At 63.3% G+C, this 15204-nt stretch carries 13 protein-coding genes; 12 read left to right on the top strand and 1 reads right to left on the bottom strand.

Annotation, left to right across the window (positions count from 1 at the left end; genetic code table 11):
• Window positions 1-5 precede the first annotated feature (5 nt).
• The 5 genes from BLQ61_RS12130 to BLQ61_RS12110 all read left to right on the top strand — a co-directional run bounded on the left by BLQ61_RS12130 (window position 6) and on the right by BLQ61_RS12110 (window position 6871).
• Entirely contained in the window at window positions 6-266 is a 261-nt protein-coding gene (locus BLQ61_RS12130; protein WP_091570627.1) for a hypothetical protein, read from the top strand.
• A 117-nt stretch (window positions 267-383) separates the two neighbouring features.
• Window positions 384-839, top strand: coding sequence for a hypothetical protein (locus tag BLQ61_RS12125; RefSeq protein ID WP_091570624.1), 456 nt, complete (start codon window positions 384-386; stop codon window positions 837-839).
• A 177-nt stretch (window positions 840-1016) separates the two neighbouring features.
• The gene (locus BLQ61_RS12120; protein ID WP_175488285.1) at window positions 1017-2219 is read left to right on the top strand and encodes a TolC family protein; all 1203 of its coding nucleotides are present in this window, start codon (window positions 1017-1019) and stop codon (window positions 2217-2219) included.
• A 15-nt stretch (window positions 2220-2234) separates the two neighbouring features.
• Window positions 2235-3755: an efflux RND transporter periplasmic adaptor subunit gene (locus tag BLQ61_RS12115; protein WP_091570620.1), complete on the top strand. Its 1521-nt coding sequence runs from the start codon at window positions 2235-2237 to the stop codon at window positions 3753-3755.
• Window positions 3752-6871: an efflux RND transporter permease subunit gene (locus BLQ61_RS12110; RefSeq protein ID WP_091570618.1), complete on the top strand. Its 3120-nt coding sequence runs from the start codon at window positions 3752-3754 to the stop codon at window positions 6869-6871. Before BLQ61_RS12115 ends, BLQ61_RS12110 begins: the two co-directional genes overlap by 4 nt.
• A 482-nt stretch (window positions 6872-7353) precedes the next feature.
• On the opposite strand, the gene BLQ61_RS12105 is transcribed toward BLQ61_RS12110, so the two are convergent.
• The gene (locus BLQ61_RS12105; protein WP_175488284.1) at window positions 7354-7842 is read right to left on the bottom strand and encodes a DUF305 domain-containing protein; all 489 of its coding nucleotides are present in this window, start codon (window positions 7840-7842) and stop codon (window positions 7354-7356) included.
• A 573-nt stretch (window positions 7843-8415) separates the two neighbouring features.
• On the opposite strand from BLQ61_RS12105, the gene BLQ61_RS12100 reads away from it, so the two are divergent.
• From BLQ61_RS12100 to BLQ61_RS12070, 7 genes are all read left to right on the top strand, one after another.
• Window positions 8416-9330 carry a LysR family transcriptional regulator gene (locus BLQ61_RS12100; protein WP_091570613.1) on the top strand — a complete coding sequence of 305 codons (915 nt, stop codon included), beginning with the start codon at window positions 8416-8418 and terminating at the stop codon, window positions 9328-9330.
• A gap of 464 nt (window positions 9331-9794) precedes the next feature.
• Window positions 9795-11810 carry a conjugal transfer protein TraG gene (locus BLQ61_RS12095; protein WP_091570610.1) on the top strand — a complete coding sequence of 672 codons (2016 nt, stop codon included), beginning with the start codon at window positions 9795-9797 and terminating at the stop codon, window positions 11808-11810.
• Window positions 11807-12271 (top strand): CopG family transcriptional regulator, encoded by a 465-nt coding sequence (locus tag BLQ61_RS12090; RefSeq protein WP_091570607.1) that lies wholly within the window; start codon window positions 11807-11809, stop codon window positions 12269-12271. The genes BLQ61_RS12095 and BLQ61_RS12090 overlap by 4 nt, the downstream gene beginning before the upstream one ends.
• Complete coding sequence (trbB, locus tag BLQ61_RS12085) at window positions 12268-13329, top strand: P-type conjugative transfer ATPase TrbB (protein WP_091570605.1); 1062 nt, start codon at window positions 12268-12270, stop codon at window positions 13327-13329. The genes BLQ61_RS12090 and trbB overlap by 4 nt, the downstream gene beginning before the upstream one ends.
• Complete coding sequence (locus BLQ61_RS12080; RefSeq protein ID WP_091570602.1) at window positions 13326-13718, top strand: TrbC/VirB2 family type IV secretion system protein; 393 nt, start codon at window positions 13326-13328, stop codon at window positions 13716-13718. The genes trbB and BLQ61_RS12080 overlap by 4 nt, the downstream gene beginning before the upstream one ends.
• The gene (locus BLQ61_RS12075; protein WP_016452334.1) at window positions 13715-13987 is read left to right on the top strand and encodes a VirB3 family type IV secretion system protein; all 273 of its coding nucleotides are present in this window, start codon (window positions 13715-13717) and stop codon (window positions 13985-13987) included. Before BLQ61_RS12080 ends, BLQ61_RS12075 begins: the two co-directional genes overlap by 4 nt.
• A gap of 12 nt (window positions 13988-13999) precedes the next feature.
• A partial coding sequence (locus BLQ61_RS12070; RefSeq protein WP_483823609.1) for a VirB4 family type IV secretion/conjugal transfer ATPase occupies window positions 14000-15204 on the top strand: 1205 nt, incomplete at its 3' end.

Genomic DNA, 15204 nt, shown 5'->3' with positions numbered 1-15204 from the left:
GTTTCATGGTGAACGGGATTGGTACCAGCGACATGGCATGGTGGCTCGGCATGCATTGGCTCATGATGCTGCTGGAGGCGGTCGTGATCGTGCTGCCGTTCTGGAAGATATTTGGTAAAGCGGGTTTTTCCGGCTGGCTCGGCCTGCTGATGATCGTCCCCATGGTCAACCTGATCGCGCTGTATGTGCTGGCATTCTCGGATTGGCCGATTGCGAGGCGCACGGGCATGCCAGATGCCGGCTCCACAGGGCCGGATTCTCGATGACTTCCATGCGCGCAGAGCAGGTCGTTGCGTTCGGTAGGCAATCGCGGCACCTCTTTCCCGCGATGTTTTTCTGATCCACGGCAATTTGCCCCTGGTCCAGCACAGCGAACATCCACCATGGCTTTCATCCGACGCATCGTCACGCAATGGGGCCGTCGTATTGCCGGAGGCCTCGTCTTGGCCTTGCTGTTCTCACAGATGGCACTGGCGATGTATGCATGCCCCAAGCAAGACTCCGCGGGGCACGTTGCCTTGATGCAGGCTGCCGGCATGGTGACGGAAGACACGGCGGGCATGCCCTCCATGCCGGACTGCCACGCCATGCCCGGAACGATGGACGACGAGGCGCCGCATCTGTGCCGGGCCCATTGCAGCGGCGATGGCCAGCCTGCACCTTCGTCATATGGTGTGGATCTACAGCTGCTCGTGGCGCACACGGCCTGGATAGGCTATGTGCTCCCGGAGGCGATCAACGCGCCGCTGGTGGTGGATTCCCGGCCCCGCCAAGTGCAGCCCGACTCCCGCGCTGGCGCGCTGGCGCTCTATCTGACGCTCCAGGTTCTTCGGAATTGACTTGCTACCCCATGCGCGCTGCGGCTTGACGCAGTGCAGCAGGTGTCTGTGTAGCTGTCCATTTCGAGGATCCTCATGTTTATCCAATTTTTTGGTGCTCACAGCGAGCGCCACCCCGTGCGGGCCGCTGGCATCCCGCGCGCAAATACCCACGGTTTCAGGATACGGTTGGGCCTGATGCTGGCTGGCGCAGCGCTGGCTGCTAGCCAGGCCCATGCCTTGGGCCTTGCTGAGGCCCTGGCCATCGCCGAGCAGCAAAGCCCGCGCGCGGCGGCGCTGCGGCTGCAGATCGAGGCCGCCGAGTCCACGCAGAAGGCGGCCGGCACGTTGCCCGATCCCAAGCTGGCCGTGGGCGTGGAAAGCCTGCCCATCAGCGGCATGGACCGCTGGAGCCTGACGCGCGACTCCATGACGATGCAGCGCATTGCCTTGATGCAGGAGGTGCCCAACCGCGCTAAGCGCTATGCCAAGGTCGCCAGCGCGCAGGCTCGTGTGGAGCGCGAGCGTGCAACACAAATCTTGCAGCGCCTGCAGATCCGGCAGGAGGTTGGCTTGGCCTGGGTTGCCGCCCAAGCCGTGGAGCAGCGCGAGCAATTGCTCACCGAGCTGCTCGCCGAAAACCAGCGCCTGCAGGACAGCCTGCCCGCCCGGGTGGCTGGCGGCACGGCGCAGGCCAACGACCTGCTGGCAGCGCAGCAGGAGGCACTCGCGCTGTCCGACCGGCGCGACGACCTGCGGCGCGACCGGTCCAAGGCCCGCTCCCTGCTGCGCCGCTGGGTCGGTTCGCGCGCCGACGAATCGTTGAGCGGTGGCCCTGGCGCACTGACGCGATCTGTGGAGCAGCTGCGTGCCGACCTCGCGCACCACGCTGAGCTGGAACTGTACCCGGCGATGCAGCGTGCAGCACGAGCGGAATCCCACGAGGCTCAGGCAGAGTCACGTGGCGACTGGTCGTGGGAAGTTGCCTACAACCGGCGTGGGCGTCAATGGGGCGACATGGTGTCGTTCCAGGTCACGTTCGACCTGCCCTGGCAGAAGGACCGCCGCCAGGTACCAATGATCGAGGCCAAGCAGCGTGAACTTGAACGCCTGGAGGCCGAACAGGACGATGTGGCACGACGTCACTTGCAAGAGCTTGACGACAACGCCGCCGAACTACAGGCGCTGCAAAGCCAGCTGGAGCGCCTGAACAGCGCCGGCCTGCGCCTGGCCCGGGAGCGCGCCGACCTGGCGCTGGCCAACTACCGCGCCGCCAAGGGCGATCTGAGCGCCGTGCTTGTCACACGCGCTCAGGTGCTAGAGGCGCGCATGCGCCTGATCGACCTGCAGGCCCAGCACGACAGCCTGGTGGTGCGCCTGAACAGCCTCATTGCCGATTGATGGGAGCACATCCACATGAACAACTCGATAAAAAAAAGCCTGCTTGGCCTGACTCTGATTGTCATAGGTATCACCGCCGGCTGGGGCCTGGCCCAATGGCGCGCGGGCACCGCCCATGTGGCCGATGCAACCGCCGCGCGCGCGGGCGCCGGCGCAACCACCGAGCGCAAGGTGCTGTATTGGTACGACCCTATGTCGCCGACGCAGAAATTTGACAAGCCGGGCAAGTCGCCGTTCATGGACATGGACCTGGTGCCCAAGTACGCCGATGAAGACGGGGAGGACGGTTCCGGTCTCAGTGTTTCGCCACAGACCGTGCAGTCGCTGGGCTTGCGCACGACCGAGGTCGTGCAACGCAGCGTCAGCGCTGATGTGGATGTCGTGGGTACCGTGCTGCTCAACGACCGCGAGGTCAGCATCGTGCAAGCGCGTGCCGCAGGCTTCGTCGAGCGCGTCTATGCGCGCGCACCGGGCGACGTGATCGCCGCGGGCGCGCCTTTGGCGGACTTGCTGCTGCCCGAATGGGTGGCGGCGCAGCGCGAATTTCTGGCGGTGCGCGCGCTCAAGGACGAGTCCTTGACCGAGGCGGCCCGGCAGCGCCTGCTGCTGCTGGGCATGCCCAGCAGCCTGGTGGCCCAGGTGGAGCGCAGCGGCGAGCCGCGCGGGCTCTATACCGTGACCGTGCCCCAGGGCGGGCTGGTGGCCGAACTCATGGTGCGCCAGGGTATGACCGTGGCCGCCGGCGCGAGCTTGGCGCGCGTGAACGGACTGTCCACGGTCTGGGTCGAGGTGGCGGTGCCCGAGGCGCAGAGCGGCCCGCTGCAGGTAGGCCAGGCCGCCCAGGTGCGCCTGGCGGCCTTTCCCGGCGAGGAGCTGCGGGCGCGCGTCGTCGCCATCCTGCCGGAGGCCAACCGCGACACCCGTACGGTTCGCGTGCGCCTGGAGCTGCCCAACCCCGGCCAGCGCCTGAAGGCGGGCATGTCGGGCCAGGTCGCCCTCAAGGGCAACGAACAGAGCGCGCTGCTGGTACCCAGCGAGGCCGTGATCCGCACCGGCCGGCGCGCGCTGGCCTATGTGGTCGATGGCCCGGGCAAGTTCCACCCCGTTGAGGTGCAGTTGGGTGCAGAGATCGGCGACCAGTTGGTGGTCAAGAGCGGCCTGGCCGCAGGGCAACAGGTGGTGGCCTCGGCGCAGTTCTTGATCGACTCGGAGGCCAGCCTGCGTGGCTTGCTGCCCGCCCAGGCTGGTGCTTCCACCCCGGCGCAGCCGCACGGCGGACATGGCGTCTCTACGCCATCGGCTGCAGCGGCCAACGCCTTCACGGTGCGTGGTGTGATCGAGGAGGTTTCCCCGACTGAGTTGACGCTGGCCCACGACGCCGTGCCGGCCCTCAAGTGGCCCGCCATGACCATGGGCTTCAAGCTGGCTGATCCAAAGCTGGCTGCGGGATTTACGCCCAGACAAACCGTGCGGTTCACCTTCGCCAAGCAGGGCGAGGACTACGTGATCACCGCGATCGAAGGGGTCAAGCCATGATTGCGAAACTGATCCGCTGGTCGGTCATTAACCGCTTCCTAGTGCTGCTGGCCACGGCCATGCTGACGGCCTGGGGCGTGTGGGCCGTGCGCAGCACGCCCGTGGATGCGCTGCCGGACCTGTCGGACGTGCAGGTCATCATCCGCACGACCTACCCCGGCCAGGCGCCGCAGATCGTCGAGAACCAGGTGACGTATCCGCTGGCCACCACCATGCTGTCGGTGCCGGGCGCCAAGACGGTGCGTGGCTTCTCGTTTTTTGGCGATTCGTTCGTCTACGTGCTGTTCGAGGACGGAACCGATCTCTACTGGGCGCGCTCGCGGGTGCTAGAGTACCTGAACCAAGTCCAGGGCCGGCTGCCAGCCACGGCCAAGCCCGCACTCGGCCCCGATGCCACCGGGGTTGGCTGGATCTACCAGTACGCACTAGTAGACCGCACAGGCAAGAACGACTTGGCGCAGCTGCGCGCGCTGCAGGACTGGTTCCTCAAGTTCGAGCTCAAGAGCCTGCCTAATGTGGCCGAGGTGGCCTCCGTTGGCGGCATGGTCAAGCAGTACCAAGTGGTCCTCGATCCGGTCAAGCTGACATCCCTTGGCATCAGCCAAGGCCAGGTGCGCGATGCGCTGGTGAACGCCAACCAGGAAACGGGCGGATCGGTGCTGGAGCTGTCGGGGGCGGAGTACATGGTGCGCGCTAACGGCTACCTGCGAAGCTTGGACGACTTTCGCGCGGTTCCTCTGGTGGCGCGCGGCGGCGTTCCGGTGCGCCTGGGCGGCGTGGCGACGGTGCAGGTCGGCCCCGAAATGCGGCGCGGCATTGCCGAGCTCGATGGCGAGGGTGAGGTTGCCGGCGGTGTGGTCATTCTGCGCTCGGGCAAGAACGCGCAGGAGACGATTGCCGCCGTCAAGGCCAGGCTGGAACAATTGAAGGGGAGCCTGCCGCCGGGCGTCGAGATCGTCACCACCTATGACCGCAGCGCGCTGATCGAGCGCGCCATCCGCAACCTCACGCTCAAGCTGGGCGAGGAGTTCCTGGTGGTGGCGCTGGTCTGCGCGCTCTTCCTGTGGCATCTGCGCTCGGCGCTGGTGGCCATCATCTCCCTGCCCCTGGGCGTGATGACAGCCTTTCTGGTGATGCGCTACCAGGGAATCAACGCCAACATCATGTCGCTAGGGGGCATCGCGATCGCAGTAGGCGCCATGGTGGACGCCGCCGTGGTGATGATCGAGAACGCTCACAAGAAGCTGGAAGCTTGGCAACATGAGCATCCCGGAGAATCCCTGCAGGGCGAGGAGCGCTGGCGTGTGATCACCCTGGCCGCACAAGAAGTCGGCCCGGCGCTGTTCTTCTCGCTGCTGATCATTACCCTGTCTTTCATCCCCGTGTTCACGCTGGAGGCGCAAGAAGGCCGCCTTTTCGGACCGCTGGCGTTCACCAAGACCTACGCCATGGCTGCGGCGGCAGGGTTGTCGGTGACCCTGATCCCGGTGCTCATGGGGTACTGGATTCGCGGGCGTATCCCGGATGAGCAGAAGAATCCCATCACGCGCGTGTTGATCGCGGTGTATCGGCCCAGTCTGGAGTGGGTGCTACGCCGGCCCAAGACGACGCTGCTGATCGCGGTGCTGGCCCTGGCGACTACCGCATGGCCATTGGCCCGGCTGGGCGGAGAGTTCCTACCCCGGCTGGACGAAGGCGACCTGCTCTACATGCCCTCGGCTCTGCCGGGGTTGTCGGCCCAGCGCGCCGCCGAGCTGCTGCAAATCAGCAACCGCATGATCAGGACCGTGCCCGAGGTCGAACGCGTGTTCGGCAAGGCTGGGCGGGCGGAAACCGCAACCGACCCCGCGCCGCTGGAGATGTTCGAGACCACCGTGAAGCTCAAACCCAGGGAGCAGTGGCGCCCCGGGATGACGCCCGAGCGGCTGGTCGAGGAACTGGACAAAGCGGTCAAGATTCCCGGCTTGGCCAACATCTGGATTCCGCCCATCCGCAACCGCATCGACATGCTGGCCACCGGCATCAAAAGCCCGATCGGCGTCAAGGTTACCGGCAACGACCTGCGTGTGATCGACCAGATCGCGCTCCAGGTCGAGCATGTCGCCAAGGGTATCCCAGGCGTCAGTTCGGCGCTGGCGGAGCGCTTGACCGGCGGTCGCTATGTGGACGTGCGCATCGATCGCACGGCCGCTGGTCGCTACGGGCTCAATGTGGCGGACATCCAGTCCGTCGTGGCTGGGGCGGTAGGCGGGGAGAACGTTTCGGAAACCGTCGAGGGCCTGGCGCGGTTCCCGATCAGCGTGCGTTACCCGCGCGAGTGGCGGGACTCTCCCGAGAGACTGGTGCAACTGCCGATCTGGACCCCCAACGGCCAGCAGATCACGCTGGGCACGGTGGCCAGCGTGGCCATCACCGATGGTCCGCCCATGCTCAAAAGTGAGAACGCACGCCCGTCCGGCTGGGTGTATGTCGATGTCCGTGGGCGCGACCTGGCCTCGGTGGCCAACGAACTGCGTGCTGCGGTGGGCCGCGAGGTCAAGCTGGAGCCAGGCGTCAGCATCGCCTACTCGGGGCAGTTCGAGTACATGGAGCGTGCCGACGCACGCCTGAAGGTGGTGGTGCCAGCCACGCTGCTGATCATCTTCGTGCTGCTGTACCTGACCTTCTCGCGCCTAGACGAGGCCTTCCTGATCATGGCCACGCTGCCGTTTGCCCTGACCGGAGGAATATGGTTTCTGTACTTGCTGGGGTACAACCTGTCGATTGCCACTGGCGTGGGTTTCATTGCCTTGGCGGGGGTTGCCGCAGAATTCGGCGTCGTGATGCTTATTTACCTCAAGCACGCGCTAGAGGAGCGCTGTCCCAACGGACAGAGGCCAACGAAGGAAGAGCTTCTGGATGCCATTCGTATCGGAGCAGTGTTGCGCGTGCGGCCCAAAGCCATGACCGTGGCAGTTATCCTGGCCGGCTTGGTGCCTATTGTTTGGAGCAGCGGTACGGGGTCAGAGGTCATGAGCCGCATAGCGGCCCCTATGCTCGGCGGCATGATCACCGCCCCGCTGCTGTCGCTGTTCGTCATTCCTGCAGTCTATGTATTAATACGGAAGCCGCGCTAAGGAAGGCCTGCACGAGGCACCGTCGGGTGTGCTCAATGCAGGATTTCAGCGGTTGCGTGGCGCCAGTGGGCGTCACCTGCAACCGCTTTTCAGATTTGTGCATCCGTGCGCTCTTGATCCAGCGACTCTCGCGCTTTGCAGGCACATACACGTTTGCACTGCATCCAGATGGCGTCGCACCATCGACAGATTGCACAGTGCGCGCAGGTTATGCAACCGCGCTGTGCTCTTGGCCTAACCTGCGGTGGCGTGCTCCACATGGTCGAGCTGACGCTTAATCACTTGGATGAGTGTTCGACCTTAACGCGAGAATCAGCCTAGAGCCGCTCCAGCTCATCGAGGCAACGATAAAAATTCCGACGCTTATCCATTGCTCGGTGCTTGATGGTCGCATCGCAACGCTCCAGTGAATGGATACCTAGCATCAAGGTGCAAGTTTGTTTCTTGGTGGCCTGCATCGCCAGAGGCCTCCGTCGCCTATTTTAATGTTGCAAGCGTTGAGCGATTCGATTCATTTGCTCAATCTCGGATCGCTGTCCTTTGGAAATTTCACTACAGAGGGCAATGAGCTCAGGATCCGATAACTTTGCTTCGCGACACATAAGAATTGCGCCAGAGTGGTGCGGGATCATGGAGGCTACAAACTGACTGTCCCCCACAGCATTTTGCCATCTTGTGGCCAAGAAGGAGCTGACCGTGAGCAGCACAAAGATTGCGTACAACACGACGTTGAGCCCGCGGTTCGGGAACATACTAGGCATTGTTGCCAGCATGAAAATCCCCATGGGTGCCCACATCGTTAACGCCATATAAAACATGTTGATATTGTTTCGAAAATCTTTGCTTGTATCGATCATCGAAAACATGACTATATACATGACGATCAATCCCAGGGCCATGTTGATCCAGAATTTTAAGTAAGGATGCCCATGGGCATGGTTGCTCTTGTGCTGCTGATCAATTTTGTGCATGGGTGAGTCCTGCATTTGCTTTCCTTTTGCGGCATCTACGAGTCGGCGCAACTCTAAAATAAATGCCCTCAAGATTTTTGCCTATGATGTTTATTTTGTATGTCGGAAGAAATCCCGATATTTTGTAGGTTGCATTATTAAATACGCTGCAATTGAAAAAGCCTCTGCATAAATACTCGACAAATCTGCCGGCCCTGCTGCTGCGCAAGTAAAACAAGCGCATTATTAAAAGAAGGTTCTTGATCTGTGCTGGTTGGGCAATGGAACGCACCGGACGCGGTCTCTGTGAATAAATGAAGCAGATAGTACGCTGGATGAGGGGAAGCGCCCCAGTATCTTAAGGAGACTCTCCAATCTTTGGGATGTTCAGAGTGATAGGCGAGGTTTCATCGCCAAGCTCTGGGTTGATTCAAGGGTTGATCATTCTTGCCAAGGCTTGGAAGATCAATAGAGCGTGGTGGTTTGGAAAATTATAATTTCTGACACAAAAGTAATCTTGCTGTCACCGTTTCGTCATGAAGCGTTTGAATAATGTTTTTGTAATTTCGACGATCAATTTTCGGGGCGCTGCTCATGGAATTGCGACATCTACGCTGCTTCCTGGCCGTGGCTGAAGAGCTCCACTTTGCCCGAGCGGCCGAGCGCCTGCATATCGATCAGTCACCCCTGTCCCGCACCATTAAAGAATTAGAAGAGGAACTCGGTACACGCCTGTTTGTTCGAACGACGCGTAGCACGCAATTAACCCGTGCAGGCCGGCTGTTTTTGGAGTATGTCCCACGGGTCTTTGCAGCGTTGGAGCAAGCACGTGATAGCGTCAAGTCGGCTACCAAAGGCTATCATGGACAATTGCGCATAGCCTTGTCTGACGGCATCACGCCATTACGCTTGCCCTCGCTGCTCGCGCAGTGCCGCGAAGAAGACCCCGAGGTCGAGGTGCGGCTGTTCGAGGTGCCGCTGGCTCAGCAGATAAAGGGCCTACATGATGACTTGTACGACGCTGGCTTTTCAATGGCCGATGACGTAGGTGATGGACTCGTGGTAACCCCTGCCTGGGAAGATGAATTAATGGTCGCCGTACCTGCACGTCATCCTATACTTTCTTACAAGCGGGTTCCACTGGAGGAGGTGCTGCACTATCCACTGGTGCTAGGTGATCCAGCGGTGTGCGAAGGCCATGCGCGCCAGATCGACCGCATCCTACGCAAGTACGAACGAGAACCGCTGATTGTTCAGCATGTTGCCACTTTTGATCTCATGATGACCTTGGTTTCCGCCGGCTTGGCCTTGGGTCTGGCGGGAGCGGCACATATCGCCTCCAGTAGGGAGCTAGGTGTGGTAGCTCGACCTTTGGCAGGCAAACCACCAATGCTGACGACATATTTGCTGCGTCGTAACACGGAGCTTCTAGAAGTGGTGGACCGCTTCATTGAAAGAGTGAACTTCATTGGCTCGGCGACTGAATTGAACAACACTAGATATTCTTGATCGTCTCGATGAAGGAAAATAGAAAAAATCGATGCTGCTGTTGATGGGGCGACGTTGACAGCCTATGGTACGCCTGCCTTCGGAAACCATGGTTGCGCTCGTTGCCCATCCCAAGCCCATCAAGGAAGCTTAGTCCCGACGCAAAAAGGTTCGCGCGAAAGTCGGTGGCAGAAATTTGTCTGCATGCAGCCTGAGCCGCTGAATGGCACTTTTTCGGTAGATAAGTCGGAACAGAAGTCCAAATAGCGTTTCTGCCTTCGCCTCGTGGCGATGGGGTTCTAATTGTTACGTCGTCACGCCACAACGCGCTCGTGTGTGCGGCGCTTTCTTTATGCTCTTCCCATTAGGAATTCTGACCTTTTTGGCCTAAATCGTCATCACAACGGTCTTTGACCAACTCGCGTGTGAGCCTTGATCCTCATTCCTGCGGCACCTCAGTGTGTCGTGATCGGAGGCAGAGGAGCATGCAAGGGACGAACGTGCTGTTCGGTCAGATTGCCGCAGTGTTCGGCATCGTGATCGCTGGTGTGTGGGGCGCCACACAATGGACAGCAGCCGCCCTTGGTTATCAACTACGCCTTGGCTCGCCTTGGTTCGATTTCTTCGGCACGCCGGTCTATCACCCGTGGCGGCTGTTCGAGTGGTGGTTCTTCTTCGACGCCTACGCGCCGCGCGTGTTCGATACCGGCGGTGCCATCGCGGGCGGCAGCGGTCTTGTCGCCGTGCTGGTGGCGATTGCCATGTCGGTCTGGCGTTCACGGCAGGCACGCTTGGTCACGACCTACGGATCGGCCCGTTGGGCGAACGCGGATGACATTCGCAAAGCCGGCCTCACACAGCCGGCCGGCGTGTTCCTCGGCCAGCACGACCGCCAATATCTGCGGCATGAAGGCCCAGAACACGTCCTGACCTTCGCGCCCACCCGCTCGGGCAAGGGCGTCGGCTTGGTCGTGCCGACGCTGCTGTCCTGGCCCGCGTCCGCCGTCGTCCACGACATCAAGGGCGAGAACTGGCAAATCACCGCAGGCTGGCGCTCGCGCTTCTCGCATTGCCTGCTGTTCAACCCCACGGATGCGAAGTCGGCAGCCTACAACCCGCTACTGGAAGTGCGGCGCGGCGCGCACGAGGTACGCGACGTGCAGAACATCGCGGACATCCTGGTCGATCCCGAAGGCGCGCTGGAGAAGCGCAACCACTGGGAGAAGACTTCGCACGCTCTGCTGGTGGGCGCCATCCTGCATGTGCTGTATGCGGGCGAAGACAAGACGCTGCGCGGCGTGGCGAACTTCCTGTCAGATCCAGCCTGTCCGTTTGAGCTGACCTTGCACCGGATGATGACCACGCCCCACCTGGTGAACGGGGATGGTGGAGGCCCGCATCCGGTGGTGGCCTCTGCGGCGCGCGAAGTGCTCAACAAGTCGGACAACGAGCGTTCCGGTGTGTTGAGCACTGCCATGTCGTTCTTGGGCCTGTACCGCGATCCCACGGTGGCCGAAGTCACCTCGCGCTGCGACTGGCGCATCGCCGACCTCATTTCCGCCGAGCACCCTGTATCGCTGTACCTGGTGGTGCCGCCTTCGGACATTAGCCGCACGAAGCCCTTGATCCGGTTGATCCTCAACCAGATCGGACGACGGCTCACCGAATCGCTCGACGGCAGCGACGGCATCAAGCGCGGCCACAAGCTGCTGCTGATGCTCGATGAGTTTCCGGCCCTGGGCCGGCTCGACTTCTTCGAGACAGCCTTAGCCTTCATGGCGGGCTATGGCATCCGCAGCTTTCTCATTGCGCAGTCGCTCAACCAGATCGACAAGGCGTATGGGCAGAACCACTCCATTCTCGACAACTGCCATGTGCGCGTGACGTTCGCCACCAATGACGAACGCACCGCTAAACGCATTTCCGAGACGCTCGGCACCGCTACCGAGTTGCGCGCGCAGCGCAACTACGCGGGCCATCGGCTCGCGCCGTGGCTGGGCCACCTGATGGTGTCGCGCCAGGAGACGGCCCGCCCGCTGCTGACGCCAGGCGAAGTCATGCAGCTTCCGCCTGACGAAGCCGTTGTGATGGTGTCCAGCATGGCGCCGATCAAGGCCCGGAAGCTGCGCTACTACGCCGACGCCAATTTCAAGCGGCGCGTGCTGCCGCCGCCGGCGCTGGCGGACGGCCGGTACGCCGACGCGCCGCCACTGCGCCCCGACGACTGGAGTGGCCTGGCGATTCCTGCCGTGCCTGCCGCGCCTGCGGCCGATGCCGCCGAAGGTTTCCGGGCGTCGGCCGACGACGGCGGCCCGCGCCGTCAGCCCGAGCTAACTGAGGCCGTCGCCTACGACCCCGAGCTGGCCGCGCCCGCGGCCGACCTCGGCCTGCTCGATGACGACGACGACCTGCCGCTTCCCCTTCCTCGCCAGCTTGATCCGGCCATGCAGCGCACGGCCCGGCTGGCGTCCCTCGACCCCAACGACGGAATCGAGCTATGAGCCACTATCGCCTGAACCTCTTTATCCAGCCCGAGCACGCCCAGCGGCTCGATGAACTAGCTGCCAAGAAAGGCGTGTCCAAGTCGTCCATCGTCGCAGCGGCGCTCGCATCGTGGCTGTCGCCCGACGCCGCCGACCAGCGCGAGGCGGCCATCGCCAAGCGCCTTGATCGCCTATCGCGCCAGACCGAGCGCATGGAGCGCGACCAGAACATCGCCATCGAGACGCTGGCGCTTTTCATCCGCTACTACCTGACCGTCAGCACGCCGGTTCCCGAAGCGCACCAAGACGCGGCCCGTGCGCAGGGCAAGGCGCGCTTCGAGCAGTTCACCGAGCAGCTTGGCCGCCACCTGATGCGCGGACGCAGCCTGGTGCGCGACGTGGTGGAGGAGCTGCACCCCGACCCGATGCGGATGGAGGACGCCGCGGCAGCGGCTCAGGCGCGAGAGCGTGCGTCATGAGCGCCGTTCCCCAATCCATGAGTGCCACGTCGCTCGACCGGCGCATCCAGATGCTGCGCACGGCAATGGGGCCGCTGATCGCCACCGCGCTCGAAGACCCCGACGTGGTGGAAATCATGCTCAACCCGGATCGCACCCTTTGGGTGGATCGCCTGTCGTCGGGCCGCGCGCCTATGGGCGTGGAAATGCCCGAAGCCGATGGCGAGCGGATCATCCGCCTGGTCGCGGCCCACGTCGGCGCGGAGGTGCATCGCGGCCAGCCGCTGCTGTCGGCAGAGTTGCCCGAGACGGGAGAACGCTTTGAGGGCATCATGCCGCCGGCTGCACCGGGGCCGGCCTTCGCGCTGCGCAAGCGGGCCATCGGCGTGATCCCGCTGGAGCGGTACGTCATCGACGGGATGATGACCAGCGCGCAGGCGGGCTTTCTCGTTCGCGCCGTGCGCGAGCGGCAGAACGTCTTGATCGCTGGCGCTACCAGCAGCGGCAAGACCACACTCGCCAATGCCTTGCTCGCGGAAATCGCCGCCACAGGCGACCGCGTGCTGGTGCTCGAAGACACGGTGGAGCTGCAATGCGCGGCCCGCGACCATGTGCCACTACGCACGCGCGCTGGCGTGGTGTCCATGACCGAACTGGTGCGTTCGTCCATGCGCCTGCGCCCGGATCGCGTGGTGGTCGGCGAGGTGCGCGGCGCCGAGGCGCTGGATCTCATCAAGGTATGGGGCACCGGCCACCCCGGCGGTATCGCCACGATCCACGCGGGTTCCGCCATCGGCGCATTGCTGCGCCTGGAGCAACTGATTCTCGAAGTGGCGGTGAACCCGCCGCGTGCGTTGATCGCCGAGGCGGTCAACGTGGTGATCCACATCGCCGGACGCGGACGCAAGCGCCGCATCGAGAGCATCGCCCACGTCGTCGGCTTCGACGGCGTGGGTTACCAACTGGTGGATGCACTGGAGGCGCTGGAAACGCCGTTTCCCGAGCTGCCGCCGATCCCCGATGCCGCACCCGCTGCGGCGACTTCCCCGTCCCCTGACCACCCTGGAGAACTGCCATGACGCAGATGTACGTTCCTGCTTTCCGTTTTTCTGCAAATCCGGCTTTGCGCCTGCCCACGCTGTCGCGGCTGCACAGCCTGGCCCGCCCTTCGGGACAAGGGCTGCTGCTGGCCGCGCTGTTGCTGTTCCTGGCCGGCACCGCGCAGGCCGCTGGTTCCTCGATGCCCTGGGAAGGCCCGTTGCAGTCGATCTTGGAGTCGATTCAGGGGCCGGTGGCGCGCATCGTCGCGGTCATCATCATCATTGCCACGGGCCTCGCACTAGCCTTCGGCGACACGTCAGGCGGCTTTCGCAAGCTGATCCAGATCGTGTTCGGCCTGTCCATCGCCTTCGCGGCTTCGAGCTTCTTCCTGTCGTTCTTTTCGTTCTCGGGCGGGGCTGTCGTATGAGCGGCCCGGATAGCTTCGCGGCCGGGTTCGAGGTGCCTTTGCATCGCTCGCTCACCGAGCCGATCTTGCTGGGCGGCGCACCGCGCACCGTGGCGATTGCCAACGGCACGCTGGCCGCCGCCGTCGGGCTGGGCCTGCAACTGTGGATTCCCGGCGTCGTGCTCTGGATCGTCGGCCACTCGCTGGCCGTGTGGGGCGCGCGTGTCGATCCGCAGTTCATGCAGGTCTTCGCCCGACACATCAAGCACCGCCCGCTGCTGGACGTGTGAGGGGACGCCGCCATGCTGAACCTCGCCGAATACCGCCAGCGGCCTGCGCTGCTCGCCGACTGGCTACCCTGGGCCGGGCTGGTCGCACCGGGCGTCGTCTTGAACAAGGACGGCAGTTTCCAGCGCACGGCCCGGTTTCGCGGGCCTGACCTCGACAGCGCCACGCAAGGCGAGCTGATCGCCACGTCGGCACGCTTGAACAACGCGCTGCGCCGGCTGGGTTCGGGCTGGGCGCTGTTCATCGAGGCCGAGCGCCGCGCCGCTGCCGACTACCCGCACTCGGAGTTTCCCGAGCCGCTTTCGTGGCTGGTGGAGGAAGAACGCCGGGCCACCTTCGAGGAATCGGGCCATCACTTCGAGAGTGGCTATCACCTGACACTGGTGTACCTGCCGCCGGAAGAATCCCGCGCCCGCGCCGCCAAGATGCTCTACGAGAACACGCCGACGAATGGCGTGGACTGGCGCGAGCGGCTGCAAGCCTTCATTGCAGAAACGGATCGGGTCTTTGACCTGCTCGATGGCGTGATGCCGGAAATCGCCTGGCTCGATGACGCGCAAACCCTGACCTACCTGCACGCGACCATCTCGACGCGACGCTATCGCGTGGGCGTGCCCAAGGTGCCTTTTCACATCGACGCGCTGCTGACCGATTCGCCGCTGGTCGGTGGCCTCGCGCCCATGCTGGGCGAGCGGCACCTGCGCGTGGTGTCGGTGCGAGGCTTCCCGACCTCGACCTGGCCGGGGATTCTGGACGACCTCAACCGCCTGGGATTTGGATATCGCTGGAGTACGCGCTTTCTGTGCCTCGACAAATCCGAGGCGGAACGGGAATTGGGGCGTCTGCGCCGCCAGTGGTTCGCCAAGCGCAAGAACGTCATCGCGCTGCTGCGCGAAACGATCTTCCAGCAGGAAAGCCCGCTGGTCGATACCGACGCCAGCAACAAGGCCGCCGACGCGGACGCGGCCTTGCAGGAGCTGGGCAGCGATCAAGTCGCCTTCGGCTACCTGACGGCGACCGTCACCGTCATGGACGAGGACGCTGCCGTAGCCGACGAGAAGCTGCGCATGGTGGAGCGCGTCATTCAGGGGCGCGGGTTCGTGACGATCCCCGAAACGCTCAATGCCGTGGATGCCTGGCTGTCGTCCATTCCGGGCAATGCCTACGCCAACGTGCGCCAGCCCATCGTCTCGACGCTGAACCTGGCGCACATGATGCC

This window comes from Oryzisolibacter propanilivorax (genome assembly GCF_900103645.1).
In the GTDB taxonomy this organism is placed as follows: domain Bacteria; phylum Pseudomonadota; class Gammaproteobacteria; order Burkholderiales; family Burkholderiaceae_C; genus Melaminivora; species Melaminivora propanilivorax.
The sequence above is the reverse complement of the archived record's forward strand: the minus strand, read 5'-3'. Positions and strand labels throughout refer to the sequence as shown.

Bases quoted from the DNA above. Each gene is read 5' to 3' on its own strand.
- BLQ61_RS12080 (WP_091570602.1), top strand. From the start codon at position 13,326: ATGACGCAGATGTACGTTCCTGCTTTCCGTTTTTCTGCAAATCCGGCT.
- BLQ61_RS12095 (WP_091570610.1), top strand. From the start codon at position 9,795: ATGCAAGGGACGAACGTGCTGTTCGGTCAGATTGCCGCAGTGTTCGGC.
- BLQ61_RS12100 (WP_091570613.1), top strand. From the start codon at position 8,416: ATGGAATTGCGACATCTACGCTGCTTCCTGGCCGTGGCTGAAGAGCTC.
- trbB (WP_091570605.1), top strand. From the start codon at position 12,268: ATGAGCGCCGTTCCCCAATCCATGAGTGCCACGTCGCTCGACCGGCGC.
- BLQ61_RS12090 (WP_091570607.1), top strand. From the start codon at position 11,807: ATGAGCCACTATCGCCTGAACCTCTTTATCCAGCCCGAGCACGCCCAG.
- BLQ61_RS12130 (WP_091570627.1), top strand. From the start codon at position 6: ATGGTGAACGGGATTGGTACCAGCGACATGGCATGGTGGCTCGGCATG.
- BLQ61_RS12075 (WP_016452334.1), top strand. From the start codon at position 13,715: ATGAGCGGCCCGGATAGCTTCGCGGCCGGGTTCGAGGTGCCTTTGCAT.
- BLQ61_RS12115 (WP_091570620.1), top strand. From the start codon at position 2,235: ATGAACAACTCGATAAAAAAAAGCCTGCTTGGCCTGACTCTGATTGTC.
- BLQ61_RS12105 (WP_175488284.1), bottom strand. From the start codon at position 7,842: ATGCACAAAATTGATCAGCAGCACAAGAGCAACCATGCCCATGGGCAT.
- BLQ61_RS12125 (WP_091570624.1), top strand. From the start codon at position 384: ATGGCTTTCATCCGACGCATCGTCACGCAATGGGGCCGTCGTATTGCC.
- BLQ61_RS12110 (WP_091570618.1), top strand. From the start codon at position 3,752: ATGATTGCGAAACTGATCCGCTGGTCGGTCATTAACCGCTTCCTAGTG.
- BLQ61_RS12120 (WP_175488285.1), top strand. From the start codon at position 1,017: ATGCTGGCTGGCGCAGCGCTGGCTGCTAGCCAGGCCCATGCCTTGGGC.